General features: G+C 65.8%; 25 protein-coding genes. 19 read left to right on the plus strand and 6 right to left on the minus strand.

Going from position 1 to position 22,436, the window contains the following annotated elements; translation table 11 throughout:
• Positions 1 to 435, minus strand: coding sequence for a YeeE/YedE family protein (locus HKX24_RS09255; RefSeq protein WP_271692019.1), 435 nt, complete (start codon positions 433 to 435; stop codon positions 1 to 3).
• A gap of 92 nt (positions 436 to 527) precedes the next feature.
• Here HKX24_RS09255 and HKX24_RS09260 point away from each other — a divergent pair, with 92 nt between their 5' ends.
• Positions 528 to 833, plus strand: coding sequence for a metalloregulator ArsR/SmtB family transcription factor (locus HKX24_RS09260; RefSeq protein WP_271692018.1), 306 nt, complete (start codon positions 528 to 530; stop codon positions 831 to 833).
• A gap of 27 nt (positions 834 to 860) precedes the next feature.
• On the opposite strand, the gene HKX24_RS09265 is transcribed toward HKX24_RS09260, so the two are convergent.
• The gene (locus tag HKX24_RS09265; protein ID WP_271692017.1) at positions 861 to 1,319 is read right to left on the minus strand and encodes a sulfur transferase domain-containing protein; all 459 of its coding nucleotides are present in this window, start codon (positions 1,317 to 1,319) and stop codon (positions 861 to 863) included.
• Between the two features lie 279 nt (positions 1,320 to 1,598).
• On the opposite strand from HKX24_RS09265, the gene HKX24_RS09270 reads away from it, so the two are divergent.
• Genes HKX24_RS09270 through HKX24_RS09290 form a run of 5 tightly spaced genes read left to right on the plus strand, consistent with a single transcriptional unit; the run spans position 1,599 to position 4,452 of the window.
• A complete protein-coding gene (locus tag HKX24_RS09270; protein WP_271692016.1) occupies positions 1,599 to 2,045 on the plus strand; it encodes a hypothetical protein in 447 nt (148 codons plus the stop codon).
• Entirely contained in the window at positions 2,045 to 2,731 is a 687-nt protein-coding gene (locus HKX24_RS09275; RefSeq protein ID WP_067264877.1) for a MotA/TolQ/ExbB proton channel family protein, read from the plus strand. The genes HKX24_RS09270 and HKX24_RS09275 overlap by 1 nt, the downstream gene beginning before the upstream one ends.
• Positions 2,724 to 3,101, plus strand: coding sequence for a biopolymer transporter ExbD (locus HKX24_RS09280; RefSeq protein ID WP_082852071.1), 378 nt, complete (start codon positions 2,724 to 2,726; stop codon positions 3,099 to 3,101). The genes HKX24_RS09275 and HKX24_RS09280 overlap by 8 nt, the downstream gene beginning before the upstream one ends.
• Positions 3,102 to 3,103: 2 nt before the next feature.
• Positions 3,104 to 3,493 carry a biopolymer transporter ExbD gene (locus tag HKX24_RS09285; RefSeq protein WP_271692015.1) on the plus strand — a complete coding sequence of 130 codons (390 nt, stop codon included), beginning with the start codon at positions 3,104 to 3,106 and terminating at the stop codon, positions 3,491 to 3,493.
• Positions 3,490 to 4,452 carry a TonB family protein gene (locus HKX24_RS09290; protein ID WP_271692014.1) on the plus strand — a complete coding sequence of 321 codons (963 nt, stop codon included), beginning with the start codon at positions 3,490 to 3,492 and terminating at the stop codon, positions 4,450 to 4,452. Before HKX24_RS09285 ends, HKX24_RS09290 begins: the two co-directional genes overlap by 4 nt.
• Positions 4,453 to 4,468: 16 nt before the next feature.
• Here HKX24_RS09290 and HKX24_RS09295 read toward each other — a convergent pair whose 3' ends face one another.
• Entirely contained in the window at positions 4,469 to 5,803 is a 1,335-nt protein-coding gene (locus HKX24_RS09295) for an aspartate aminotransferase family protein (protein WP_271692012.1), read from the minus strand.
• A gap of 173 nt (positions 5,804 to 5,976) precedes the next feature.
• Between HKX24_RS09295 and HKX24_RS09300 the strand changes: the two genes are divergently transcribed.
• From HKX24_RS09300 to gap, 6 genes are all read left to right on the plus strand, one after another.
• Complete coding sequence (locus HKX24_RS09300) at positions 5,977 to 6,984, plus strand: BMP family protein (protein WP_271692011.1); 1,008 nt, start codon at positions 5,977 to 5,979, stop codon at positions 6,982 to 6,984.
• The gene (locus HKX24_RS09305; protein ID WP_271692010.1) at positions 6,985 to 8,532 is read left to right on the plus strand and encodes an ABC transporter ATP-binding protein; all 1,548 of its coding nucleotides are present in this window, start codon (positions 6,985 to 6,987) and stop codon (positions 8,530 to 8,532) included. It begins immediately after the preceding gene.
• On the plus strand, positions 8,522 to 9,571 hold the full coding sequence (locus tag HKX24_RS09310) for an ABC transporter permease (protein ID WP_271692009.1): 1,050 nt from the start codon (positions 8,522 to 8,524) through the stop codon (positions 9,569 to 9,571). The genes HKX24_RS09305 and HKX24_RS09310 overlap by 11 nt, the downstream gene beginning before the upstream one ends.
• Positions 9,571 to 10,515 (plus strand): ABC transporter permease, encoded by a 945-nt coding sequence (locus HKX24_RS09315; RefSeq protein WP_271692007.1) that lies wholly within the window; start codon positions 9,571 to 9,573, stop codon positions 10,513 to 10,515. Before HKX24_RS09310 ends, HKX24_RS09315 begins: the two co-directional genes overlap by 1 nt.
• Before the next feature lie 122 nt (positions 10,516 to 10,637).
• Positions 10,638 to 11,918: an amidohydrolase family protein gene (locus HKX24_RS09320; RefSeq protein ID WP_271692006.1), complete on the plus strand. Its 1,281-nt coding sequence runs from the start codon at positions 10,638 to 10,640 to the stop codon at positions 11,916 to 11,918.
• A gap of 148 nt (positions 11,919 to 12,066) precedes the next feature.
• Positions 12,067 to 13,068: a type I glyceraldehyde-3-phosphate dehydrogenase gene (gene gap / locus HKX24_RS09325; protein WP_271692004.1), complete on the plus strand. Its 1,002-nt coding sequence runs from the start codon at positions 12,067 to 12,069 to the stop codon at positions 13,066 to 13,068.
• Positions 13,069 to 13,109: 41 nt separating this feature from the next.
• Here the strand turns inward: gap and HKX24_RS09330 are convergent, their stop codons facing one another.
• Positions 13,110 to 13,637, minus strand: coding sequence for a winged helix DNA-binding protein (locus tag HKX24_RS09330; RefSeq protein WP_271692003.1), 528 nt, complete (start codon positions 13,635 to 13,637; stop codon positions 13,110 to 13,112).
• A 186-nt stretch (positions 13,638 to 13,823) separates the two neighbouring features.
• On the opposite strand from HKX24_RS09330, the gene HKX24_RS09335 reads away from it, so the two are divergent.
• The gene (locus tag HKX24_RS09335; protein ID WP_271692002.1) at positions 13,824 to 14,891 is read left to right on the plus strand and encodes a Hint domain-containing protein; all 1,068 of its coding nucleotides are present in this window, start codon (positions 13,824 to 13,826) and stop codon (positions 14,889 to 14,891) included.
• Positions 14,892 to 14,927: 36 nt separating this feature from the next.
• Here HKX24_RS09335 and HKX24_RS09340 read toward each other — a convergent pair whose 3' ends face one another.
• Positions 14,928 to 15,497: a TlpA family protein disulfide reductase gene (locus HKX24_RS09340; protein WP_271692001.1), complete on the minus strand. Its 570-nt coding sequence runs from the start codon at positions 15,495 to 15,497 to the stop codon at positions 14,928 to 14,930.
• A gap of 23 nt (positions 15,498 to 15,520) precedes the next feature.
• Between HKX24_RS09340 and argH the strand changes: the two genes are divergently transcribed.
• Genes argH through HKX24_RS09370 form a run of 6 tightly spaced genes read left to right on the plus strand, consistent with a single transcriptional unit; the run spans position 15,521 to position 21,444 of the window.
• Complete coding sequence (gene argH, locus HKX24_RS09345) at positions 15,521 to 16,912, plus strand: argininosuccinate lyase (protein WP_271692000.1); 1,392 nt, start codon at positions 15,521 to 15,523, stop codon at positions 16,910 to 16,912.
• Positions 16,909 to 17,088 carry a hypothetical protein gene (locus HKX24_RS09350; RefSeq protein ID WP_271689320.1) on the plus strand — a complete coding sequence of 60 codons (180 nt, stop codon included), beginning with the start codon at positions 16,909 to 16,911 and terminating at the stop codon, positions 17,086 to 17,088. The genes argH and HKX24_RS09350 overlap by 4 nt, the downstream gene beginning before the upstream one ends.
• Before the next feature lie 8 nt (positions 17,089 to 17,096).
• Entirely contained in the window at positions 17,097 to 17,246 is a 150-nt protein-coding gene (locus HKX24_RS09355; protein ID WP_271691999.1) for a hypothetical protein, read from the plus strand.
• A complete protein-coding gene (locus HKX24_RS09360) occupies positions 17,246 to 17,563 on the plus strand; it encodes a DUF2834 domain-containing protein (protein WP_271691998.1) in 318 nt (105 codons plus the stop codon). The genes HKX24_RS09355 and HKX24_RS09360 overlap by 1 nt, the downstream gene beginning before the upstream one ends.
• A 27-nt stretch (positions 17,564 to 17,590) precedes the next feature.
• Complete coding sequence (lysA, locus tag HKX24_RS09365; RefSeq protein WP_271691997.1) at positions 17,591 to 18,856, plus strand: diaminopimelate decarboxylase; 1,266 nt, start codon at positions 17,591 to 17,593, stop codon at positions 18,854 to 18,856.
• 35 nt (positions 18,857 to 18,891) lie between these two features.
• The gene (locus HKX24_RS09370) at positions 18,892 to 21,444 is read left to right on the plus strand and encodes a DUF4175 domain-containing protein (RefSeq protein WP_271691996.1); all 2,553 of its coding nucleotides are present in this window, start codon (positions 18,892 to 18,894) and stop codon (positions 21,442 to 21,444) included.
• A gap of 6 nt (positions 21,445 to 21,450) precedes the next feature.
• Here the strand turns inward: HKX24_RS09370 and HKX24_RS09375 are convergent, their stop codons facing one another.
• Positions 21,451 to 22,431 carry a zinc-ribbon domain-containing protein gene (locus HKX24_RS09375; protein WP_271691995.1) on the minus strand — a complete coding sequence of 327 codons (981 nt, stop codon included), beginning with the start codon at positions 22,429 to 22,431 and terminating at the stop codon, positions 21,451 to 21,453.
• Positions 22,432 to 22,436: the final 5 nt, after the last annotated feature.

The following is a 22,436-nucleotide window of genomic DNA, read 5'->3' on the forward strand; positions in this document are numbered from 1 at the left end:
TCACCCTCCGATCACATGGCGCATGACAAAGACGGTCACGAATGCCGTCGCCATGAAGGTCACCGTCGCCACGATCGACCGCGCCGAGCCACGGCTGATCCCGCAGACCCCGTGGCCCGAGGTGCAGCCATTGCCATAGGTCGCGCCAAAGCCGACGAGCAGCCCGGCCACGGCCATCAGGACGGGGTTCGAAGGCACCCATTGCTGCGGCCAGCCACCCGACACGAGCAACCAAAGCGGGGCAGCCAACAAAAGACCCAACACAAAGAAGAACGAGACACCCCGCGCTTCGCCGTCGCTGTCACGCGCGAAGAGCCGAGAGGTCAGCCCGCTGATCCCCGCGATGCGGCCGTTCGTGGCCATCAACAGCACCGCCGAGGCCCCGATCATCGCGCCGCCGCCCAGCGACAGCCATGGTGTGAATTCGGTTTCCATCTCTCAACTCCTTACGGCCGGCCAAGCGGCTGGCTTGTGTCAGACTGGAAACCAGTATATATTACGCTCTCATAATATTCAATGATGCTAATATGAAAAACACGGACGACTTTCTGGATGGCGATATCGCCGGGGCTGCGGCGCTCATGACGATGCTTGCGTCAGAGGCGCGGTTGCAGATCCTGTGCCGTCTGATCGGTGGGGAACGCTCGGTCGGGGATTTGGCGCGGGCCTGCGGTCTGTCGCAATCCACCATGTCGCAGCAGTTGAAAAAGTTGAAAGACGCCGGTCTGGTCGACAGCCGCCGGGCGGGGCAGACGATCTTTTACCGCGTCAAGGGGCAGGAGGCCGTGGCCGTTCTGGAAACGCTGCATGGCCTCTACTGCGCGCAAAAGTAAAACGCCCGGCAAAGCCGGGCGCTTCTCTTACGCTTTGCTATCTGCGTAGGATTTAACCAACTGACCGATCTTCTCTTCAGTCAGGTCGATGCCGCGGGCCTTGCCCTCCTGCAGGGCCGTGTCACCGTCCCAACCCTTATCCGCCGCAAGGGCCATCAGGGTCATCGCCCCCGCACGTTTGCCCGAAGCGCAGTGCAAAAACACCGGCTGGGGCAGGTCGTCCAGTGACTTGCGGAATTCATCCACCGTCTCGGGGCCAAGGGTGTCTGGTGTCACCGGATGGTGCAGGTAGTTCAACCCCAGCTTCTCGGCCACCAGCCGCTCTGCATCGGGGGAGAGGCCGCCTTTCTCATCCGAGGCACGGAAGTTCACCACCGTTTTCATCCCGGCCGAGGCCGCCTGCTCCAGCGCTTTTGCGTCCGGCGTGAACAGAGCCACGTTATGGGCAGGGTCGATGGTCGCGATCTTTTGGCTGTCGTCGGTCATTCTGGCCTCCTTCTCTGCGCGGATGCAGTCGCCCGCGCGTGGTGGTTTCAGCGGCCCAACCCCAACCCGGCGCAACTGTTCCCCGCTTGGCAGAACGGGCCGCGCTGCGCAGATATAATCTGAGTATTAAAGTCAGGATTGTCACCGCCGCCCGGTTTTGCTAGGCAGCAGACAGTAATTCCGCTTGGCGCAAGAGGTGCTGCGACGATTCTGCCCCGCTGTGGCAGGCGCCCCAGACCTGCGCCGTGATCAAAGACAAACCCATCGGGAGCCACCCCCATGCCGCATTTTCGTTCCGCGTTCCTCGCGGCCCTGTCCCTGACCATCGCCCAAGGCGCCGCCGCCGAGACGCCCGCCGCGACCCCGGCCAGCGCCTCGCCCGAGCTCAAGGTCGAACTGAACGCCGCCGACACCACGGAGGCCAATTGCAAGCTGACCTTCCTCATCACCAACGAGCTTTCCGCCCCGCTCGACAAGGCGGTCTATGAAACCGTGCTGTTCGACCGCGAAGGCACCGTGAACCGGCTGACGCTTTTCGATTTCGGCGAACTGCCCGTTGGCCGCCCGCGCGTGCGCCAATTCGTGGTGCCGCAGACCACCTGCGAGAACCTTGGCCGCATCCTCTTTAATGGCGCGCAAAGCTGTGACGGCGCGGGGATCGAGGCGGGTACCTGCGAAAGCGCGCTGGCCCCGGCAACCCGGACCGAGATCGAGGTGCTGGGCTGATGGATCAACTTGACGCGCTGCTGACCCCGCTGCGGGGCATTGCCGAAACCGGTGGCCCGGTGGTGGTGATCCTGATGGCCGTGGCCGTGCTGACCCTTGCGGTCGCGCTTTATAAGACATGGCAGTTCCGCGCCGCCGCCGTGGGCCGCCACCGGGCGCTGTCCGAAGCGGTCAACGCATGGGAGCGTGGCGATGCCGCCGCCGCCCGCGCGGCGCTGGGCCGGTCGAAAAGCTACCTCGCCCCGGTGATCGAATTGGCCATGTCCGCGCCTGAGGCGGGTGCCTCTCGCTTGCAGGCCGAGGCCGAGATGCGTTTTGCCAAGCTAGAGCGCGGCTTCCGCCTCCTTGATTCCGTGGCGCAGCTTGCCCCGCTCTTGGGTCTCTTCGGCACGGTTCTGGGCATGATCGAAGCCTTCCGCGCCTTGCAGGATGCGGGCTCTCAAGTGGACCCGTCGATCCTCGCCGGTGGCATCTGGGTGGCGCTTCTGACCACTGCCGTGGGGCTTGTCGTGGCCATGCCGACCGCGCTGGTGCTCAGCTGGCTTGAGCAACGCATGGAGAACGAGCGCGTCATCGCCGACAAGGCGATCCTCACCGTGCTGCATCCGGGCCAGAACGCGGCCCCTGCCGCTGCGCCCGCCGCCACCCCCTTTGCCGCCGCCGCGCCCCGGCCAGCCCATGGCTAGGCCACGCCGGCGGCGCAACCGCCTCTCCATGACCTCCCTGATCGACGTGATCTTTCTGCTGTTGTTGTTCTTCATGCTGACCTCGACCTTCTCAAAATTTGCCGAGATCGAATTGGCCGCAGCGACATCCGGGGCAGGGGCCGAGACGGGGGCGAAACCCTATTTCCTGCAACTGACCACCGAGGGGCTGCGCCTCAACGGCGATGCGCTGGCGCTTGAGGCGCTGACCGCCAGCCCCTTGGCCGAAGCCGAAGAGGGCACGCCGCTTCTGGTCTCGCTCGGGGCCGAGGTTGAGGCGCAGGCGCTGGCCGATCTGCTCATCGCGCTGCGCGCCCTACCGGGGCTCAGCGTCTCGGTTCTGGAGGGCTGACCATGCGACCCATCGCCAAGGCCAAACCGCAACGCGAACCGACCATCGCGCTGATCAACATCGTCTTTCTGATGCTGGTCTTCTTCATGGTCGCAGGCACCCTGTCGCAGCCGCTCGATTCCGATCTCAACCTTGTCGAAACCCGCGAGCTTGAGGGGCGCGCCCCGCCCAATGCGCTGGTGGTCCATGCCGATGGCCGCATGACCTACGCAGGCCAAGATCGCGCCAGCGTGGCCGATTTCATCGACGCGCTGCCCGAAGAGGAGCGCGACACCGTGCGGCTTCTCCCCGACCGCGCGCTGCCCGCCCGTCGCCTTGTCGAACTGACCCGCGAACTGCGCGGGGCAGGGGCCGCGCGCGTCATGCTTGTCACCGAAAGGGCGCTGCAATGATCCCCCGTTCCGGTCTCGTCAAAACCCTGTCCATCGGCGTTGCCGCCAGCCTCGTCGTAGGCGTGTCGCAGCTTGCCCAAATCGACGACAGCGCCAAGATCGCAGGCGGCGGCGCGCCCGCCGCGGCCCAGCTTGGCACGCGGTTCGAGGATATGGCGGTCGGCACATTGGATGCCGAACCGGTGGAAGAGATCACCCCAACCCCCGAACCCGAACCGGTGGAGACCGCAGAGGCCCTGCCGCCGACCCCCGCGCCCGAGCCCACGCTCACCCCCACGCCCGTCGCAGAGCCGGTGCAGACGGTTGAGGCCGAGCCGATGCCCGTGGCCCCGCCCGCCGCCGCGCCGACAGAGACGCCGGTCTTGCCCGCCCTGACCCCGGTCGAAACCCCGCCCGAGACGACTGAGGCCACGCCAACCATTACGGCTGCCGCCCCGGTGCCGCCGGTCGAAACCCTCACCGCTGAGGCCGAGGATGACGCGCCGCGCCTGTCGCAGCGCCCGCAGCGCCGCGACCCCGAACGCGCCGCCGAGGCCGCCAAGAAGGCCAAGCCCAAGCCACAGCCGAAACCCAAGCCCAAACAGACCACGCGCGGCAATGCAAAGCGCAACAACACCAAGGGTGCGCAGACGGCCAGCCGCGCGGGCAATGCCGCACAATCGGGCAGCCGCCAGCGGGCCGCAGCGCCTGCGGGCAATGCGGCGGCCAGCAACTATCCCGGCAAGGTGATGAGCCGCATCGCCCGCGTCGGCAAGCCGCGCGTCCGTTCCCGCGGGACGGCTGTCATCGCCTTCTCGATCGGTGGGGGCGGGCAGTTGGCAGGGGTTCGCGTGGCCCGCAGCTCAGGGTCGGCGGCGCTGGATCAGGCGGCGCTTGGCATCATCCGCAAGGCCGCCCCTTTCCCGCGCCCGCCCGCCGGGGCGCGGCGCAACTTCTCGATCCAGATCAAAGGCCGGTAATGGGCAGGCGGGGGGCTCAGCCCTCCGCGATCACCCCGTCGACCGCGGTGCCCAGCATCTCGACCGTCATCTCGATTTCCTCGGGCGGGGAGGTGAAGGCCGGGGCCAGCAGAACGTGATCCCCCGCCGTGCCATCGGCGCAGCCCTGCGAAGGGTAGCAGATCATCCCCGCCTCCATCGCCGCGCGCTGGATCTTGCCCGCAAGGTTGCGGCTGACGTCAAAGGGCGTCTTGCTGTCGCGCTCGGCCACCAGTTCGATGGACCAGAACAGCCCCCGCCCGCGGATGTCGCCGACATGGGCGTGCTGCCCGAAGCGGTCGCGCAGCGCGGTTTCCAACTGCTGCCCCCGTATGCGCACCGCGCTTAGCAGATCACGGCTCTCGACCTCTTGCAAAACGGCCAAGGCGCCCGCCGTGGCCACCGCGTGGGACATATAGGTGTGCCCGTTCCACAGATTGCCGCTGCCCGCCATGATCGCCTCGATCACGCTTTGCCGCGCCATCACCGCCGCGATCGGCTGGTAGCCCGCGCCGAGGCCCTTGGCCATCGTGGTGATGTCGGCGCAAATGCCTTCCTGCTCCAGCGCGAAAAGGCTGCCGGTGCGCCCCATGCCGCACATCACCTCATCGGCGATCAAGAGCACGCCGTGGCGATCGCAGATCTCGCGCACATGTTTGAAATAGCCCTCGGGCGCGGGCTGCGAGCCGAGCGAGGCGCCGACCACCGGCTCGGCCACGAAGGCGGCCACCGTCTCCGGCCCCAGCTCGACAATCCGCGCCTCCAACTGATCCGCCAGCCGCCGCGCAAAATCCGCCGCGCTCTCGCCGTCGCGTTGCAGCCGGTAGGCATAGGCGGCGTCGATATGTTCCACCTCCATCAGCATCGGCGCAAATGGCGCCCGCCGTCCGGCATGGCCGCCCACCGCCAGCGCGCCGAGCGTGTTGCCGTGATAGCTGGGCTTGCGCGCGATGATCTTGGCGCGGCCCGTGTCGCCGCGCTCCAAATGATACTGCCGCGCGAGCTTCAGCGCCGCCTCCATCGCCTCGGACCCGCTGCCCAGATACATCACACGGCCCTCGCCGGTGCCTTCAGGTGCGCGGGCGATCAAATGGTCGGCCAAAGCCTCCGCCGGGGCGTTGGTGAAAAGACCGGTATGGGCAAAGGCGAGCTTGTCCATCTGCGCGGCGACGGCGGCGCGCACGGCGGCATTGTCATGCCCAAGGCTTGATACAGCCGCACCGCCACAGGCGTCCAGATAGCGCTTCCCTTTGTCATCAATAAGGAAATTTCCTTCTCCGCGTACGATCACAGGTTGCGTGGCGCGCAGGTTACGGTGCAATACATGGCTCATCGTAGAATCCGATCCTTGGGGTCGACCCTATTTACCGCTTCGCCTGCTGACTGCCACATTAATCAGCACAAGGCGCCTATTCGGAAAAGCTTGGGCTGACCTAGGGTCAGGAGAAGCTTGACAGGTAAAATATTTTATCAAACGGTAAAATGCCTAATCAACGGGGGATAAAAATGACACAACGCAATTTCACACGCCGCTTCCTATTGGGCACGGCGGCCATGCTGGCGGGTGCCAGCCTTTTGCCGCAGGGCGCGCTAGCCGCCGAGCCGATCAAGGTGGCGGGGGTCTACACCGTGCCGGTGGAACAGCAATGGGTCAGCCGCATTCACAAGGCCGCCGAGGCCGCACAGGCGCGGGGCGACATCGAGTACACTTTCACCGAGAATGTCTCCAACACCGACTACGCCCGCGTGCTGCGTGAATATGCCGAGGCCGGCAACCAGTTGATCGTGGGCGAGGTCTTCGGCGCCGAGGCCGAGGCCCGCGAGGTCGCCGCCGATTACCCCGAGGTTGCCTTCCTCATGGGCTCCAGCTTCAAGCAGGACGCTGCGCTGCCGAATTTCGCGGTCTTCGACAATTACATTCAAGACGCGGCCTACCTCTCGGGCATCGTAGCAGGGTCGATGACCGAGAGCGGCAACATCGGCATGGTCGGCGGCTTCCCGATCCCGGAAGTGAACCGCCTGATGCATGCCTTCATGGCCGGTGCGCAGGAAATGAACCCCGACATCAAGTTCCAGGTCAGCTTCATCGGCTCCTGGTTCGACCCGCCCAAGGCCAAGGAAACCGCCTTCGCCATGGTCGAGCAGGGGGCCGACGTGCTCTATGCCGAGCGGTTCGGCGTCTCGGACGCGGCGCAGGAGAAGGGCGTGCTGGCAATCGGCAACGTGATCGACACGCAAGCCGAATACCCCGAGACCGTCGTCGCCTCCGCCCTGTGGCATTTCGAGCCGACGCTCGATGCCGCCATCGCCGCCGTCAAGGCGGGCGAGTTCAAAGCCGACGACTACGGCCGCTATTCCTTCATGGCCGAGGGCGGCTCTTCGCTCGCCCCTCTGGGCACCTTCGAGGGCAAGGTTCCGCAGGAGGCGATGGACCTCATCGAGGAGCGCGAGAAGGCGATCCGCGACGGGTCCTTCACGGTCGAGATCAACGACGAAGAGCCGAAGTCCAACTAAATGACCGATCAAAACCCCGAGGCGCAGGTGGTCCTGCGCCTTGATGGCATTACCAAGCGATTTGGCAAACTCACCGCCAATGACGCGATCAGCTTTGATCTGCGGCAGGGCGAAGTCATTGCCCTGCTGGGCGAAAACGGCGCGGGCAAGACCACGCTGATGAATATCCTCTTCGGCCACTACACGCCTGACGAGGGCAATGTCGAAGTGTTCGGCGAGCGCCTCCCCGCCGGCAACCCCCGCGCCGCGCTGGCCGCCGGCGTCGGCATGGTGCACCAGCATTTCACGCTCGCCGACAATATGTCCGTTCTGGAAAACATCGTCCTCGGCACCCGCTCGATCTGGCGACCCGGCTTTGGCCGGGCGCAGGCGCGGCAGAAGATCGTGGCATTGATGGAGGACTACGGGCTGCGCGTGGACCCCGATGCGCAGGTCGGCAGCCTCAGCGTGGGCGAGCGGCAGCGGGTCGAGATCCTGAAAGCCCTCTACCGCGAGGCGCGTATCCTGATCCTCGACGAACCCACGGCGGTGCTGACCCCGCAGGAAACCGAAGACCTCTTCGCCACCATGCGCAAGGCCGTCGCCCTTGGTCTCTCGGTCATTTTCATCTCCCACAAGCTGCACGAGGTCATGGCGATCTCCTCCCGCGTCGTGGTGCTGCGTCACGGCAAGCTGGTGGCCGAGGCCAAGACCGCCGAGACCGACCGCGCCGCCATGGCGCAGATGATGGTGGGCAGTGAGGTCGCCGCGCCGGTCGTGCGCCGCGCCGATCCCGGTGCCGCGCTGGTGACGCTTCAGGGTGTCTCGACGCCCGACGTCGGCAGCGCGCCGGGGCTGAAGAATGTCGATCTCGAACTGCGCGCGGGTCAGATCACTGGCCTCGCCGGGGTGTCCGGCAACGGACAGACGGCGCTTGCTGACCTGATCGGCGGGCTGATCCGTCCTGCCTCGGGTACGTTTCACGTGAAAGGCGACGCCCCGCGCGGCTGGTCGCCCCATGCCGCCATCGGCGCGGGCATCGCCCGCATCCCCGAAGACCGCCATAAGACCGGCACCATCGCCGATTTCGACCTCACCGAAAACGCGGTCCTTGAGCTTTACTCCCGCCCCGGTTTCTCCCGTCACGGCTGGATGAACTGGCGCGCCGCCCGCGATTTCGCCACCAAGATCATCAAAGGCTACGACGTCCGCTGCCCCGGCCCCGAGACCCGCATCCGCCTGCTCTCGGGCGGCAACATGCAAAAGCTGATCCTTGGCCGCGTGTTGGAAACCACCCCCGCTGTGGTGCTGGCCAACCAGCCCGTGCGCGGCCTGGACATCGGGGCGCTGACTTACGTGCACGAACAACTGCTCGCAGCCCGCGATCGGGGGGCGGCGGTGCTGCTCATTTCCGAAGACCTCGACGAGGTGACGGCGCTGTCGGACGTGATCCATGTCATCTCCGAAGGCCGCCTCTCGCCCCCCTTCGCCCGTGGCGCGCTCACCCCCGCCGAGCTTGGCGTCTGGATGGCGGGCGATGGATTCGAGGAGACCTCCCATGCGGCTTGAACCCGTCGCCAACCCCACATGGACCCGCTCGCTGGGCCTGCCCGCGCTGGCGCTGCTCGCCACGGTGGTCGTCGCTTCACTGCTCGCGATGATCGCAGGTGCGCAGCCCTTCTCGGTGCTGGGCCTGATCATCAAGGGTGCCTTCGGCTCGAAATTCGCCCTGCTGGAGACGCTCAACCGCGCCACGCCATTGATCTTCACCGGCCTCGCCGTCGCCGTCGCTTTCCGGGCGAAGCTGTGGAACATCGGGGCCGAAGCGCAGCTTTACATGGGCGCGGTGGTCACCGTGGTGCTGGGCACCGGCGCGCTGGCATGGCCCAGTTTCGCGCTGCTGCCGACGATTGCCCTCGCCGCTATGCTCGCCGGGGCCGTGGTGCTGCTGATGCCGACCTTCCTCAAGACCCGCTTCGGCGTTGATGAAGTCGTCACCACGTTGCTCTTAAACTTCGTCGTGCTGCTCTGGGTCTCCATGCTGCTCGAAGGCCCGCTGAAAGACCCGATGGGCCTCGGCTGGCCCAAATCCGCCCGGCTGATCGGGGAGGCGCGTTTGCCGCGCATCGCCGAGGGGCTGCGGCTGCACTGGGGCTTGGGCCTCGCGCTGATCTCGGCGCTTGTCGTCTGGGTGATCCAGCGCCGCAGCACGCTGGGCTACGAGATGCGCGCGGTGGGGCTGAACCCCGCGGCGGCGCGTTTCGCGGGCATCCCGGTGAACGCCGTGCTGATCAAGACGGCGCTTCTGTCGGGTGGCCTCGCCGCGCTGGCGGGCTTTTCCGAGGTGGCGGGGCTCAAGGGCAACCTCACCTTGGATATTTCGCCGGGCTTCGGCTACACCGGGATCATCGTCGCCATGTTGGCGCTGCTGAACCCCCTGGGCGTGGTGGTCGCGGCGCTTTTCGTCGCGGGCATCTTCGTCGGGGCCGACAGCATGAGCCGCGCGGCGGGCGTGCCGACATACCTCGCCGACATCATGCTGGCGCTGGCCCTGCTGGCGATGGTGCTGGCGATCATGCTCACGAAATTCCGGGTGAGGCGCGACTGATGGATATTTTCGACATTCTCCTTCAGGCGAGCTTCTGGACCGCCGCCATCCGCATCGCCTCGCCGCTGATCTTTGCCGCCTTGGGTGAGTTGATCTGCGAGCGGGCAGGGGTGCTGAACCTCGGCATCGAAGGCATCATGGTCGTCGGCGCCTTCGCCGGCTGGCTCACCGTCTACCTCGGTGGTGGCCTGTGGTTCGGCGTCGCGGTGGCGATGCTTTCGGGCATGGCCTTCGGGCTGGTGCATGGCGTGCTCACGGTGCCTTTCGGCCTCAGCCAGCATGTCGTCGGCCTCGGCATCACGCTTTTGGCGACCTCGCTCACCTACTATTGCTACCGTCTGGCGCTGCCCGAGGTGACCTCGCCGCCCAAGATCGAGGCTTTCCGCCCTTTGGAAATCCCGCTTCTGTCCGACATTCCGGTGATCGGTCCCGCGCTCTTTTACCAGACCCCGCTGACCTATCTGGCCTTCGCGCTGGTGCTGGTCGTGACGCTGGTGCTCTACCGCACCCCGATGGGCCTTGCCCTGCGCGCGGCGGGCGAGAACCCGGCGGCGGTCGAGGCGCAAGGTCTCAGCGTGTCGGCCATCCGCATCGGCGCGGTGATGGTCGGCAGCGGTCTGATGGCCGTGGGCGGCGCCTTCCTGACCATGAGCGCCTTCAACTCTTTTTTCTTCGAGATGGTCAACGGGCGCGGCTGGATTTGCATCGCGCTGGTGGTCTTTGGCTCGTGGAAACCGGGCAAGACGCTTCTGGGCGCGGTGTTGTTCGCCGCCTTTGATGCCTTGCAAATCCGGGTGCAGCAGACGCCGCTCGGAGCGGATATTCCCTACCAGATCTTCCTGATGGCGCCCTATATCCTGTCGATCCTCGCACTGGTCGTCATGTCACGTCGGGCGCAGGTACCCGCTGCCCTTATGGTGCCGTTTAACAAGGGTGAGCGCTAAACGTTTCGCTATAGATCGCTAAGGGCTGCTCCCGGCCGCGGGTGGGGGTGAAGCCCCCGCCCGGGCGGCCGGGGGCTGCCCGGCCTGCGCCCGGGCGGGGCATAACTGAAAAGGACCAAACTATGTTCGACCTCATCATCAAAGGCGGCACACTTCCCGACGGCCGCACCACCGACATCGGCATCAAGGGCGACAAGATCACCGCCATCGAAGACCTCTCGACCGCCGAATCTCGCGAGACCATCGACGCCAGCGGCGACCTCGTCAGCCCGCCCTTCGTCGACCCGCATTTCCACATGGACGCCACGCTCAGCTACGGCACCCCGCGGATCAACGCCTCGGGCACACTTCTCGAAGGCATCGGCCTCTGGGGCGAACTCAAGCAGGTGATGACGCAAGACGAAGTCAAAGCCCGCGCGCTGGAATACTGCGACTGGGCCGCCTCGCTGGGCCTGCTGGCGATCCGCAGCCATGTCGACACCTGCGATGACCGCCTTTTGGGTGTCGAAGCCCTTCTCGACGTGCGCGAAACGGTCAAGGACTACATCGACCTGCAACTCGTCGCCTTCCCCCAAGACGGCCTCTACCGCGACCCCACGGCGCATGAGAACACCATTCGCGCCCTTGATATGGGTGTCGATGTGGTGGGCGGCATCCCGCATTTCGAACGCACCATGGCCGACGGCGCGCGCTCCGTCACTGCCCTATGCGAGCTCGCCGCAGAGCGCGGCCTCATGGTCGACTTGCACTGCGACGAGACCGACGACCCCCATTCTCGCCACATCGAGACTCTGGCCTATGAGACCCAACGCCTCGGCTTGCAGGGCAGGGTGGCTGGTTCTCACCTCACGTCGATGCATTCGATGGACAACTACTACGTCTCGAAACTGCTGCCGCTGATGGCCGAGGCAGAGGTCGCCGCGATCCCGAACCCGCTCATTAACATCACCCTGCAGGGCCGCCACGATAGCTTCCCGAAACGCCGCGGCCTGACGCGCGTGAAAGAGATGCAGGCCATGGGCATCGACGTCGGCTGGGGGCAGGATTGCGTCATGGACCCGTGGTATTCCATGGGCACGGGCGACATGCTCGACGTGGCCTTCATGGGGCTGCATGTGGCGCAGATGACCTCGCCCGAGGAGATGCGCCGCTGCTTTGACATGGTGACGAATGTGAACGCGCGGATTCTGGGTTTGCAGGACTATGGCCTGAAGGTCGGCGCGACGGCCTCGTTGGTGGTGCTGGACGCGGGCAACCCGATCGAAGCGCTGCGTCTGCGGCCTGACCGGCTTTTTGTGGTGGCCAAGGGGCGCGTGATCTCTCGCCAAGCGCGTAGCGATGCGCGGCTCAGCCTGCCGGGGCGGCCCGACAGCGTGCGCCGCCGCCATAGCGCGCATTCATGAAGACGGGCTGAAAACACGGCCCAAGATCGGCGCCTTGAAACCGGGTGCCGATTTCCTACCTCTGGCCAATTGAACTCCGTCGCACCCGATGCTATGTTAGCGCTAACCGAGCCAATCCGCCCAAAACCGGGCCACCGGAGGACTCACCATGACCACTAAAATCGCCATCAACGGCTTTGGCCGCATCGGACGCTGCGTGCTGCGCGCGCTGATCGAGAACGGCTTTGACGGGATCGAAGTCGTTGCCATCAACGACCTGACCGATGCCGAGAACCTGCTGCACCTGCTGAAATACGACTCCGTCCATGGCCGCCTGCCGGTGGATGCGGAATTGAAGGACGGCACCCTGCATGTGGCGGGCCAGAGCATCCGCATGACGGCAGAGCGCGATCCGGCGAAGCTGCCTTGGGGCGACGTGGATGTGGCCTATGAATGCACCGGTTTCTTCACCGCCCGCGAGGCGGCGGCGAAACATCTGGAGAATGGCAGCAAACGCGTGTTGATCTCGGCCCCCGGCAAGGGCGTGGACCGCACCGTGGTCTACGGCGTCAACCATGAGGAGTTGACCGGCGAAGACGTGATCGTCTCCAACGCCTCCTGCACCACCAACTGCCTCGCCCCCGTGGCCAAGGTGCTGGACGATACTTTCGGGATCGAGACCGGCTATATGACCACGATCCACGCCTATACCGGCGACCAGCCGACCCATGACAGCCCGCACCGCGACCCCTATCGTGGCCGTGCCGCCGCCCTGTCGATGGTGCCCACCTCGACCGGCGCCGCCGCCGCGATTTCCGAGGTGATCCCCCATCTGAAAGGCGTGCTCGAAGGGTCCGCCGTGCGGGTGCCGACGGCCAATGTCTCGCTCGTGGACCTGTGCATTATGCCCAAGAAACCGGCCACGGCAGAGGCGGTGAACGCCGCGATGCAAGAGGCCGCCATTGGCGTGTTGAAGGGCGTGCTGGCCTATGAGCCTGCGCCGCTGGTCTCGACCGATTTCAACCACGATCCGCATTCCTCCACCCTCGCGCCCGATCAGACGCGGGTGACCGATGGCGGCATGATCCGCGTGGTCAGCTGGTATGACAATGAATGGGGTTTCTCGAACCGCATGAACGACACTGCGCGCGCCATTGCCGCGCTGATCTAAGCTATTGCTGGCGCGGGGGGGGCAGCCCTCGCGCCCGCGCTCTACAGCGAGGCCGCCGCGCGGCTCGCTTGGTCATATTGCCCCGACATCGCCCGTAGCTGCGCCGCAATCTTGCGCAGTTCGTCGCCCGAGATATCGGTGCGCGGCAAGCCATCCAGAAAACACGCCTGACGGATCGCGCGATAGGCTTCACAAAGCTCGGCGCCCGCAGGCGAGGTGCGATAGAACACCTCCTTGCCGCGTTTTTCGGCGCTCAGCAATTCGGCCTTCACCAGCTTGCGCAGCGCGTAGTTCACCGTATGCGTGTCTTCGATGTTGAGCAGGAAGCAGATATCCGTAAGCCGCTTCTCCCGGCCCCGGTGGTTGGCGTTGTGCAGCACGAGGATTTCCAAGGGCGTCAGATCGCCGTTCCCCGCCGCCGCCATGCAGCGCGACATCCAGCGGGTGAAGGCGTTATAGGCGATGATCATGCCATATTCGAGTTCCGAGGCCTCCCAGCCATCGCCCTCAGCTAAGTGACGTGAAGAGACGATGCGGCGTGACGGGCTGGGGGGTACTTCTTCCGACATGCGGTGCCTCCGGCTGTTTGTCCGTTTGACGTTATCAAGACGCTGACGATTTACAAGCGTTCCGTCGCGTGGCGCTGCGGGAAGATCAATTTGCAACAGGTTCGCTTGCCACATTCACGCCATCTTTCGCGAGCGCCCCGCCTTTGCTAGGCTAATGGTAATAATAAAGAGGCAGGCAGAGCAGTTATGAAAACGGGCTTTCGGGGCACGTTTGTCATCAGCTGGTCGCAAACAGAGATCGACGGTCTGGAGGCCGCGCCGGTGCAGTCGCTCGAACTGGGCTCGGCCTGGGCGTGGCGCGGGGATACCATCCGGGTGGATGGGCCGAATGATGTGCTGCGGCTGGATATGGCGGACGGGGCAGAGCGGCTGCGCAAACGCGCGGCCCGCAAGGTGCAGCGCCTGATCGGGGCGGCACTGGAGGAGGGGGGCATGCTGCCGCCCGCGCCGCGGCGCGATCTGGGCACGGCCCCGCTGCCCGACGACAGCTTCATGGTCACCAATGGCGCGCGGACCTATACCGTCACCCTGATCGACGCAGGCCCGGGGCGGATGCCGCTGCTGATGTTCGTCGATGAACTGCCCCCGCGCAACAGCGAGCTTTGGGTGATGCACAGCACCCTGACCCCGGCGCGCGATGACCGGCCCGAGGGCGGCGGGGTGATCTGTTTCACCCCCGGCACCCGCATCCGGACCCCCAAGGGCAGCGCCCTGATCGAAGAGTTGCGCGAGGGCGATCTGATCCAGACCAAGGACAATGGCGCGCAGCCGCTGGAGTGGATCGGCAGCCGCCGGATGACAGGCGCGCGGCTGCATGCCATGCCGCATCTGCGCCCCGTGCGCTTCCGCCCCGGTGCCTTGGGGGTTGCCCGGCCCGATGCCCCGCTGCTGATCTCCCCCGATCACCGGATCGTGCTGCAAGGTGCGCAAGCCCGTGATCTGTTCAACTGCGACGAAGTGCTGGTCGCCGCCAAGGACCTGATCAACGGGCGCAGCGTGGCCAGCGATATGTCCCTGCGCGAGGTGACCTATGTCCATGTGTTGCTGGCCGAACATCAGGTGATGTGGGCCAATGGGGTCGAGACTGAAAGCTTTCATCCCGCCTCGGCCCCGCTCACCAGCCTTGGCACGCAGGACCGGGCGCGGCTGCTGGCGGCCTATCCGCAGCTTGAGACGGACCCGCACAGCTATGGCGGTTTCGCGCGGCGCAATCTCAGCACATCGGAGGCGGCGATCTTGCGGCATGTGGCCTGACAGCTGGGCACGGGCGCCCGACCGTTCGAGAGGCGCTTAGCTCTCGGCGTCTTCTTCGATCAGGGCCGCGATGATCGCCCGCGCGCTGTCGGAATCCCATTTCGCATCGCCCTGCAACCGGGCAATCTCGCGCCCCTCACGGTCAAGGATCACGCTGATCGGCAGGCCGAACACGCCCATCTGGCTGGCAAGCTTTTGCTTCGGGTCTTGGTGGCGGGGCAGGCTGTCGACGCCCGCTTCCTCGAAGAACCGTTTGATCCCTTCCTCAGAGTTGCGCCCCGTGGCGATGGTCAGCACCTGAAAATCACCGCCGCCGAATTCCTTTTGCAGGGCATTCAACTGCGGCATTTCCTTGCGGCAGGGTGCGCACCATGTGGCCCAGAAGTTCACCAATACGACCTTGCCTTCGTAATCCGCCAGCGACATCGCCTCGCCATCGTCCTCACGCTTAAAGGTCACGTCAGAAGCCGCCTGCGGCGCATCGTGGATCACGAGTTTCTTCATGTCCCCTTCGCGCAGCCCCGCGATGTCAGCCGTTCCGGCAAGGGCGGGGTTTGCACCTGCGACAAGCAGCGTATAAACGAAGCCAAGCACGAGATTTTTCATACGTCCCTCCAAGGGTATTCAACATGACCGACACGACCTCGAACAAAATGTGGGGTGGCCGTTTCGCCGCCGGACCGGACGCGATCATGGAGGCAATCAACGCCTCGATCGGGTTCGACAAACGGATGGCCGCACAAGACATCAGTGGGTCGCGTGCCCATGCCGCCATGCTGGCAGCCACGGGCATCCTGACTGATAACGACGCCGAGGCCATACGGGAAGGGCTTCTCACGATCTTGTCAGAGATCGAAGAGGGCCGGTTTGAGTTCTCGGCAGCGCTTGAAGACATCCACATGAACGTCGAGGCGCGGCTGAAAGACCTGATCGGTGAGCCCGCAGGCCGCCTGCACACGGGCCGCAGCCGGAACGACCAAGTCGCCACAGATTTTAAACTCTGGGTGCGCGATCAGTTGGACGCCGCCGATGAGGGTCTGCAAGCGCTGATCCGCGCGCTTTTGTCTCAGGCTGAAGCGGGGGCCGACTGGGTCATGCCGGGCTTTACCCACCTGCAAACCGCCCAGCCCGTGACGTGGGGCCATCACATGATGGCCTATGTCGAGATGTTTGGCCGCGACCTCTCGCGCATCCGCGACGCGCGGGCGCGGATGAACGAATGCCCGCTGGGCGCCGCCGCATTGGCCGGCACCTCCTTCCCGATCGACCGCGAGATGACGGCAGAGGCGCTTGGCTTTGACCGCCCCGCCGCGAACTCCCTCGACGCGGTGAGCGACCGCGACTTCGCGCTGGAATTCATGTCGGCCGCCAGCATCTGCGCCATGCACCTGTCGCGCTTCGCCGAGGAACTGGTGATCTGGTCCTCGGCGCAGTTCCGTTTCGTGGCGCTGTCGGATCGTTTTTCGACCGGCTCCAGCATCATGCCGCAAAAGAAAAACCCCGACGCTGCCGAGCTTATCCGCGCCAAAGTGGGCCGCATCTTTGGCGCCAACACCGCGCTGATGATGGTGATGAAGGGGCTGCCGCTGGCCTATTCCAAGGACATGCAGGAGGACAAAGAGCAGGTCTTTGACGCTGCCGACAACCTGATGCTGGCGCTGGCCGCGATGACCGGGATGGTGGGTGACATGACCGCCGAGCGCGAGAACCTCGCCGCCGCAGCAGGCTCGGGCTTCTCCACCGCGACCGATCTCGCCGACTGGCTGGTGCGCGTGCCGAACCTGCCGTTCCGCGACGCGCATCACGTGACCGGCACGCTGGTCGCCATGGCCGAGGCGCAGGGCTGCGATCTGCCGGACCTGACGTTGGAGCAGATGCAATCGGTCCATGCCGAGATCACTGCGGATGTTTTTGATGTGCTTGGCGTCGAAAATTCGGTAAACTCGCGCATGTCTTACGGCGGCACCGCGCCTGCGCAGGTGCGTGCCCAGATCGCGCGTTGGAAGGAAATCCTGAAGTGAAACGCCTTCTTGCGGCCCTTTCCCTGTTGAGCCTTGCCGCCTGTGGCGCGGATGGCGAACCGGTGCGGCCCACGGCGAGCAGCAGCATCACCATGTCCTCGTCGGGCGTCTCGGTAGGCACAGCGGTGGGGCTGCGCCGGGGGCCGTTCTCCGTCTCGCTCGGGGCCGGGTCGTGAGGCCGCTGTTGCAGATCACACTGGTGGCCGGGGCGCTTGCCTTGGCCGCTTGCACCCCGCCGCAGTCCGCCCCACGGCAGGCCGCGCCGACACCGCCGACCGAGCCGGGGATCAGCCTGTCGGGCTATGCCACCGTCGGCGTGGTCAAGAGTTTCTGATGTCGCTTTTGCGGATGCTCTACCTCGCCCTGGCGGTCTGGGGGGCGGTGCATCCGATGTATTACTTCGTCACATGGTTCAACGCCGAAGGCTGGAGCCTGACCGCCATGGTGGACGCTTGGCACGCCAATGCCGCCGCCAGCGGGCTGGTCTGGGATCTGACCATCGCTGCCGTCACTTTAACCATCTGGATCATTGCCGAGGTCGCCGTGCGGCGCAATTTCCTCAGCCTGATTGCCATTCCCGCCACGTTCTGTATTGGGGTGAGCTGTGGCCTGCCGCTCTATCTGTTCCTGCGGACAGCGCCCATCAGATAAGCGGCGACGACATGGGGCCAAGCGCAGATGGATCATTTTCTCTATAAAGACGGTGTGTTGCACGCCGAAGACGTAAGCCTGGCCGAGATTGCCGCCGCCGTGGGCACGCCCGTCTATGTCTATTCCACCGCCACGCTGCTGCGCCATTTCCACCTTTTTGACGATGCGCTGTCGGGGATGGACCATCTGGTCTGCTATGCGATGAAGGCCAATTCCAACCAAGCCGTCTTGCGCACGCTCGCGCAGGCGGGGGCGGGGATGGATGTGGTCTCGGGCGGGGAATACCGCCGGGCGAAAGTGGCAGGCGTGCCGGGCGATAAGATCGTCTTCTCCGGCGTCGGCAAGACCCGGGAAGAGATCGAATTGGCGCTGACGGGGGGCATCCGCCAGTTCAACGTCGAGAGCGAACCGGAGATGATCCTGCTGGATGTCGTGGCGCGGGAGCTGGGCAAAGTGGCCCCGATCACCATCCGCGTGAACCCGGACGTTGACGCCAAAACCCACGCCAAGATCGCCACCGGCAAGAGCGAGAATAAGTTCGGCATCCCGATCGCCCGCGCCCGCGAAGTCTATGCCATGGCAGCTAAGTTGCCGGGGCTCAAGATCGTCGGCATCGACGTGCATATCGGCAGCCAGTTGACCGATCTCGCCCCCTTTGAGCAGGCTTACGGCAAGGTCGCTGAGCTGACCGAGGTGCTGCGCGCCGATGGCCATGACATCCGGCGGTTGGACCTCGGCGGCGGCTTGGGCATCCCTTACGAGCGGTCGAACTCCGCTCCGCCGCTGCCGACGGATTACGGCGCGATGGTGCAACGCACGCTGGGGCATCTGGGCTGCGAGGTCGAGATCGAGCCGGGCCGCTTGATCGCGGGCAACGCAGGTGTGCTGGTGAGCGAGGTGATCTATCTCAAATCCGGCGAGGGCCGCGATTTTCTGATCCTCGATGCCGCGATGAACGATCTGATCCGCCCTGCGATGTATGACGCATGGCATGACATCGTGCCGCTGAACGAACCCACCCCGGGGGCCGAGCCGCGCCCCGTCGATATCGTGGGCCCGGTCTGCGAATCCGGTGATACTTTCGCCAAGCAGCGCATGATGCCGGTGCTGGGCTCAGGCGATCTGGTGGCCTTCCGCTCTGCCGGGGCTTATGGCGCGGTGATGAGCAGCGAGTATAATTCGCGGCCCCTGATCCCCGAGGTGCTGGTGAACGGCGATCAATTCGCGGTTATCCGCCCACGGCCAAGCTTTGACGAAATGATAAACCGCGATACCATCCCTGAATGGCTTTGACGGCATCCCGCCGCCGGGCCACCGGAGCGTGACGCATGGAGACATCCACTGACAGGACAGACGGGCTGCGCGCTTTGCGCTGGCCCCTGCGGCTGACCTGGGGGGGGATGCTGGCCGAGGCGCTGGTGCAGGCGTTCTGGCCCATGTTGGCGCTGGTGCTGGCGGTGCTGGCGGCGCTGATGATGGGCGCGCAGGATGCTTTGGCGGGCGGGGCGCTTTGGGCCGCGTTGGCCATCGTCGGTCTTGCTGCTCTCTCCGCTTTGATTTTTGCCCTGCGCCGTTTCCGTCTGCCATCGCGCGCGGCGGCGCTGGCGCGGTTGGATGCCAGCCTGCCGGGGCGGCCCATTCGGGCGCTCATGGACGATCAGGCGATTGGCGCGGGCGATGCCGCCTCGGCAGCGGTCTGGCAGGCGCATCAGCGGCGCATGGCCGCGCGGGCGGCTGCGGCGAAACCGGTGAGGGGCGACCTTCGGGTGGCGCAGGCCGATCCCTATGCGCTGCGCTATGTGGCGCTGCTTGGGTTCATGGTGGCGCTTGTCTTTGGCTCCGTCTGGCGGTTGGGCGAGGTGACGCATCTGGCCCCCGGCGGGGCGGGTGGCACGCTCGCCTCCGGCCCCGTTTGGGAAGGCTGGGCCGAGCCGCCGCGCCATACCGGCAAGCCGACGCTCTACCTCAACGATCAGGAGGCCGGGGTGCTGTCGCTGCCTGAGGGCACGCTGATCACCCTGCGGCTCTATGGCGAATTGGGCGCGTTGACGGTGGCTGAGAGCGTCTCGGGCCGGGAAGTGGCGGCGTCTTCGGAACCCGCGCAGGATTTCACTCTGCGCCAAAGCGGTGAGATCAGCATCGACGGGCCGGGCGCGCGGGCGTGGCAGATCACGCTTCTGCCCGATACTGTGCCGCAGGTCGAACGGCTCGGCCCGCCCGAGGTGACTGCTTTGGGAGAGATGAGCCTGCCGTTCGTTGCGCGGGATGACTATGGCGTCGAAGCCGGGGAGGCGCGGATTAGTCTTGATCTGGCTTCTATCGACCGGCGCTATGGTCTGACCGTCGACCCCGAGCCGCGGCCTGAGATCGTCGTGCCGCTGCCCATGCCGATCAGCGGCGACCGGCGCGATTTCGAAGAGACGTTGATCGAAAATTTCTCGAAACACCCATGGGCCAATCTGCCGGTGTCGCTGCAACTTTCGGTCTTGGACGCCTCCGAACAGCAGGCCGTGACCGAGTGGAGCCAGTTGACCCTGCCGGGGCGGCGCTTTTTCGATCCGGCGGCGGCGGCGGTGATCGAGATGCGGCGCGATCTTTTGTGGTCGCGCGCCAATGCGCCGCGCATTGCTCAGGTGCTGCGCGCGGTGAGTTATGCCCCCGGAGATGATCTGCGCTCGGAGGTGACAGCACTGCGGCTCAAGCAGGTGATCCGGCGGCTGGAACTGCGGGCGCGCTACGGGCTGGACGAAGAGCTGCAGACCGATCTGGCCGAAGACCTCTGGGCGCTGGCGATCGAATTGGAAGAAGGCGTGCTGGCCGATGCGCTTGAGCGGATGCGCCGCGCGCAGGACCGGTTGAACGAGGCGATGAAGAACGGCGCCTCTCAGGCCGAAATCGCCGAGCTGATGGACGAGTTGCGCCGCGCCACCGAAGACTACCTTGAGCAGCTCCAGCGGCAGCAGGCGCAGGAGGGCGCGGGCGAAGACCAGCAGCCGCAGGGCGAGGCGATGCAGATGACCCAAGACGATCTGCAACGCATGATGGACCGCATTCAGGAGTTGATGGAGCAGGGCCGCATGGCCGAGGCCGCCGAGGCGCTGCGCCAGTTGCAGGAAATGATGGAGAACATGCGCGTCACCGAAGGCCAGCCGGGTCAGGGCGGCAATTCGCCCGGTGAGCAGGCGATGGAGGGGCTGTCGGACACGCTGCGTGAGCAACAGGGGCTAAGCGATCAGGCTTTCCGCGACCTGCAAGAGCAGTTCAACCCCGGCACCGGCGCGGGCGAGAGTGACGGCAACGAAGGCCGCAACGGCGGGCAGGGGCGCGGCGAGAGCCATGAAGGCCAGCGCGGGCAGGGCGGCCCCTCCGGTGAAGAAGGGGGCGAGGAGGGGCTGGCCGGACGCCAGCAGGCACTGCGCGACGAGCTGCGCCGCCAGCAGGGGCGTTTGCCCGGGCAGGGTACGGCTGAGGGGGACGCGGCCCGCGACGCGCTGGACCGCGCGGGCGAGGCGATGGACCGCGCCGGAGAGGCGCTGCGCCGCGATGAACTGGCCGAGGCGATCGACAATCAGGCACAGGCGATGGAGGCGCTGCGCGAGGGCATGCGCGCCCTCGGTGAAGCGATGGAGCAGGAGCAACGCGCAGGCCAGCCGGGTCAAGGCACGGCAGAGGGTGGCGATCAGCGTGGCGAGGGGCGCGATCCGCTTGGGCGGGAGCAGGGCGGCAGCGGGGCCAACAGCTCGGACGCGCCGCTGGCGCAGGGGCCGGACGATCAGGGCCGCGCGCGGCGGTTGCTGGACGAAATCCGCCGCCGCTCAGGCGAGGCGGAGCGGCCCGAGGTCGAGCGGGATTACCTTAACAGGCTGTTGGATCGGTTCTGATCGGGGTTAGCCCTGAGATTGGGTCGCCACGGTGTCGAGCCAGACCAGCAGGTCTTGCAACTGCCCGTCGAGCCAGAGCCGCGCATCGTCCATCCATGCCACATAGGACGACAGATAGGGATCGGCCTGCGGCAGGGACTGCGCGATCTCGGGCGCGTAGACATAGACCGCCGCGAGGATGGCGGCCAAGACGATCATTATGGTGAACCCCCGCATGAACCCGCCGGATTTCTGCGGCTTTTCGGGGCGGTCGAGCGCGGCGGTGGGGGTGGGCCCGGCCTGCGCGCCCTCTTGCCCGTCATGGCGCAGGGTCGAGTTGATCTCTTCGATATCGGGCAGAAGATCGCGGCGCGAGGCGCTGCCATAGGCGTCAACCTCGCTTTCCGGCACCGGCTCTCCGCGCATTTTGGCCATGCGCAGCCGGGCCTCATGGGCGCGGCGGGCGTCTTCATCCTCGGGCACATGGTCTTCTGCCGCAATCTCAGCCCTTTGCTGCGGCTGGGGCCGGGGCGCGTCTTCTAGGCCGAGGTCCGGCTGGCTTTCCAGCGGTTCCGACTGGCGGCGGCGGCGGGCTTCTTGCTCTGCCGCGGCCTCTTGACGGAGGATCTCCGCGATGGCGGGGTCGAGGGGGCGGCGCACCGGCGCGGCGGGGGCGGGTTGGGGCGTTTCCTCCTCGGGGTCGAATTCGTCTTCGAAGTCGTCGTCTTGATCGTCTTCAAAGGGCGCGTCTTCCTCTTCATCGCCGAAGGGTTGCAAATCGGGCAGGCTGGCCGCTGCGGCGGCTTCCGTGTCCTCATCCGAGCCGCGCTGCTTCATCCGCATCACGTCGTCGGCGAAATCATCCTCTTCGGCCTCTGGCGCATTGTCGGGGTGATGCTGGAACCACGTCTGCCCGCAGTTGGAACATTGCACATCACGCCCCGCCGCCGGCATCACATCGTCGGGGACTTCGTATTGCGCGTCGCAGTTGGGGCAGATCAGCCGCATGGTCA

The organism is Sulfitobacter sp. M85 (assembly GCF_029285915.1).
Lineage (GTDB): Bacteria > Pseudomonadota > Alphaproteobacteria > Rhodobacterales > Rhodobacteraceae > Sulfitobacter > Sulfitobacter faviae.

Bases quoted from the DNA above. Each gene is read 5' to 3' on its own strand.
- HKX24_RS09255 (WP_271692019.1), bottom strand. From the start codon at position 435: ATGGAAACCGAATTCACACCATGGCTGTCGCTGGGCGGCGGCGCGATG.
- HKX24_RS09260 (WP_271692018.1), top strand. From the start codon at position 528: ATGAAAAACACGGACGACTTTCTGGATGGCGATATCGCCGGGGCTGCG.
- HKX24_RS09265 (WP_271692017.1), bottom strand. From the start codon at position 1,319: ATGACCGACGACAGCCAAAAGATCGCGACCATCGACCCTGCCCATAAC.
- HKX24_RS09270 (WP_271692016.1), top strand. From the start codon at position 1,599: ATGCCGCATTTTCGTTCCGCGTTCCTCGCGGCCCTGTCCCTGACCATC.
- HKX24_RS09275 (WP_067264877.1), top strand. From the start codon at position 2,045: ATGGATCAACTTGACGCGCTGCTGACCCCGCTGCGGGGCATTGCCGAA.
- HKX24_RS09280 (WP_082852071.1), top strand. From the start codon at position 2,724: ATGGCTAGGCCACGCCGGCGGCGCAACCGCCTCTCCATGACCTCCCTG.
- HKX24_RS09285 (WP_271692015.1), top strand. From the start codon at position 3,104: ATGCGACCCATCGCCAAGGCCAAACCGCAACGCGAACCGACCATCGCG.
- HKX24_RS09290 (WP_271692014.1), top strand. From the start codon at position 3,490: ATGATCCCCCGTTCCGGTCTCGTCAAAACCCTGTCCATCGGCGTTGCC.
- HKX24_RS09295 (WP_271692012.1), bottom strand. From the start codon at position 5,803: ATGAGCCATGTATTGCACCGTAACCTGCGCGCCACGCAACCTGTGATC.
- HKX24_RS09300 (WP_271692011.1), top strand. From the start codon at position 5,977: ATGACACAACGCAATTTCACACGCCGCTTCCTATTGGGCACGGCGGCC.
- HKX24_RS09305 (WP_271692010.1), top strand. From the start codon at position 6,985: ATGACCGATCAAAACCCCGAGGCGCAGGTGGTCCTGCGCCTTGATGGC.
- HKX24_RS09310 (WP_271692009.1), top strand. From the start codon at position 8,522: ATGCGGCTTGAACCCGTCGCCAACCCCACATGGACCCGCTCGCTGGGC.
- HKX24_RS09315 (WP_271692007.1), top strand. From the start codon at position 9,571: ATGGATATTTTCGACATTCTCCTTCAGGCGAGCTTCTGGACCGCCGCC.
- HKX24_RS09320 (WP_271692006.1), top strand. From the start codon at position 10,638: ATGTTCGACCTCATCATCAAAGGCGGCACACTTCCCGACGGCCGCACC.
- gap (WP_271692004.1), top strand. From the start codon at position 12,067: ATGACCACTAAAATCGCCATCAACGGCTTTGGCCGCATCGGACGCTGC.
- HKX24_RS09330 (WP_271692003.1), bottom strand. From the start codon at position 13,637: ATGTCGGAAGAAGTACCCCCCAGCCCGTCACGCCGCATCGTCTCTTCA.
- HKX24_RS09335 (WP_271692002.1), top strand. From the start codon at position 13,824: ATGAAAACGGGCTTTCGGGGCACGTTTGTCATCAGCTGGTCGCAAACA.
- HKX24_RS09340 (WP_271692001.1), bottom strand. From the start codon at position 15,497: ATGAAAAATCTCGTGCTTGGCTTCGTTTATACGCTGCTTGTCGCAGGT.
- argH (WP_271692000.1), top strand. From the start codon at position 15,521: ATGACCGACACGACCTCGAACAAAATGTGGGGTGGCCGTTTCGCCGCC.
- HKX24_RS09360 (WP_271691998.1), top strand. From the start codon at position 17,246: ATGTCGCTTTTGCGGATGCTCTACCTCGCCCTGGCGGTCTGGGGGGCG.
- lysA (WP_271691997.1), top strand. From the start codon at position 17,591: ATGGATCATTTTCTCTATAAAGACGGTGTGTTGCACGCCGAAGACGTA.
- HKX24_RS09370 (WP_271691996.1), top strand. From the start codon at position 18,892: ATGGAGACATCCACTGACAGGACAGACGGGCTGCGCGCTTTGCGCTGG.
- HKX24_RS09375 (WP_271691995.1), bottom strand. From the start codon at position 22,431: ATGCGGCTGATCTGCCCCAACTGCGACGCGCAATACGAAGTCCCCGAC.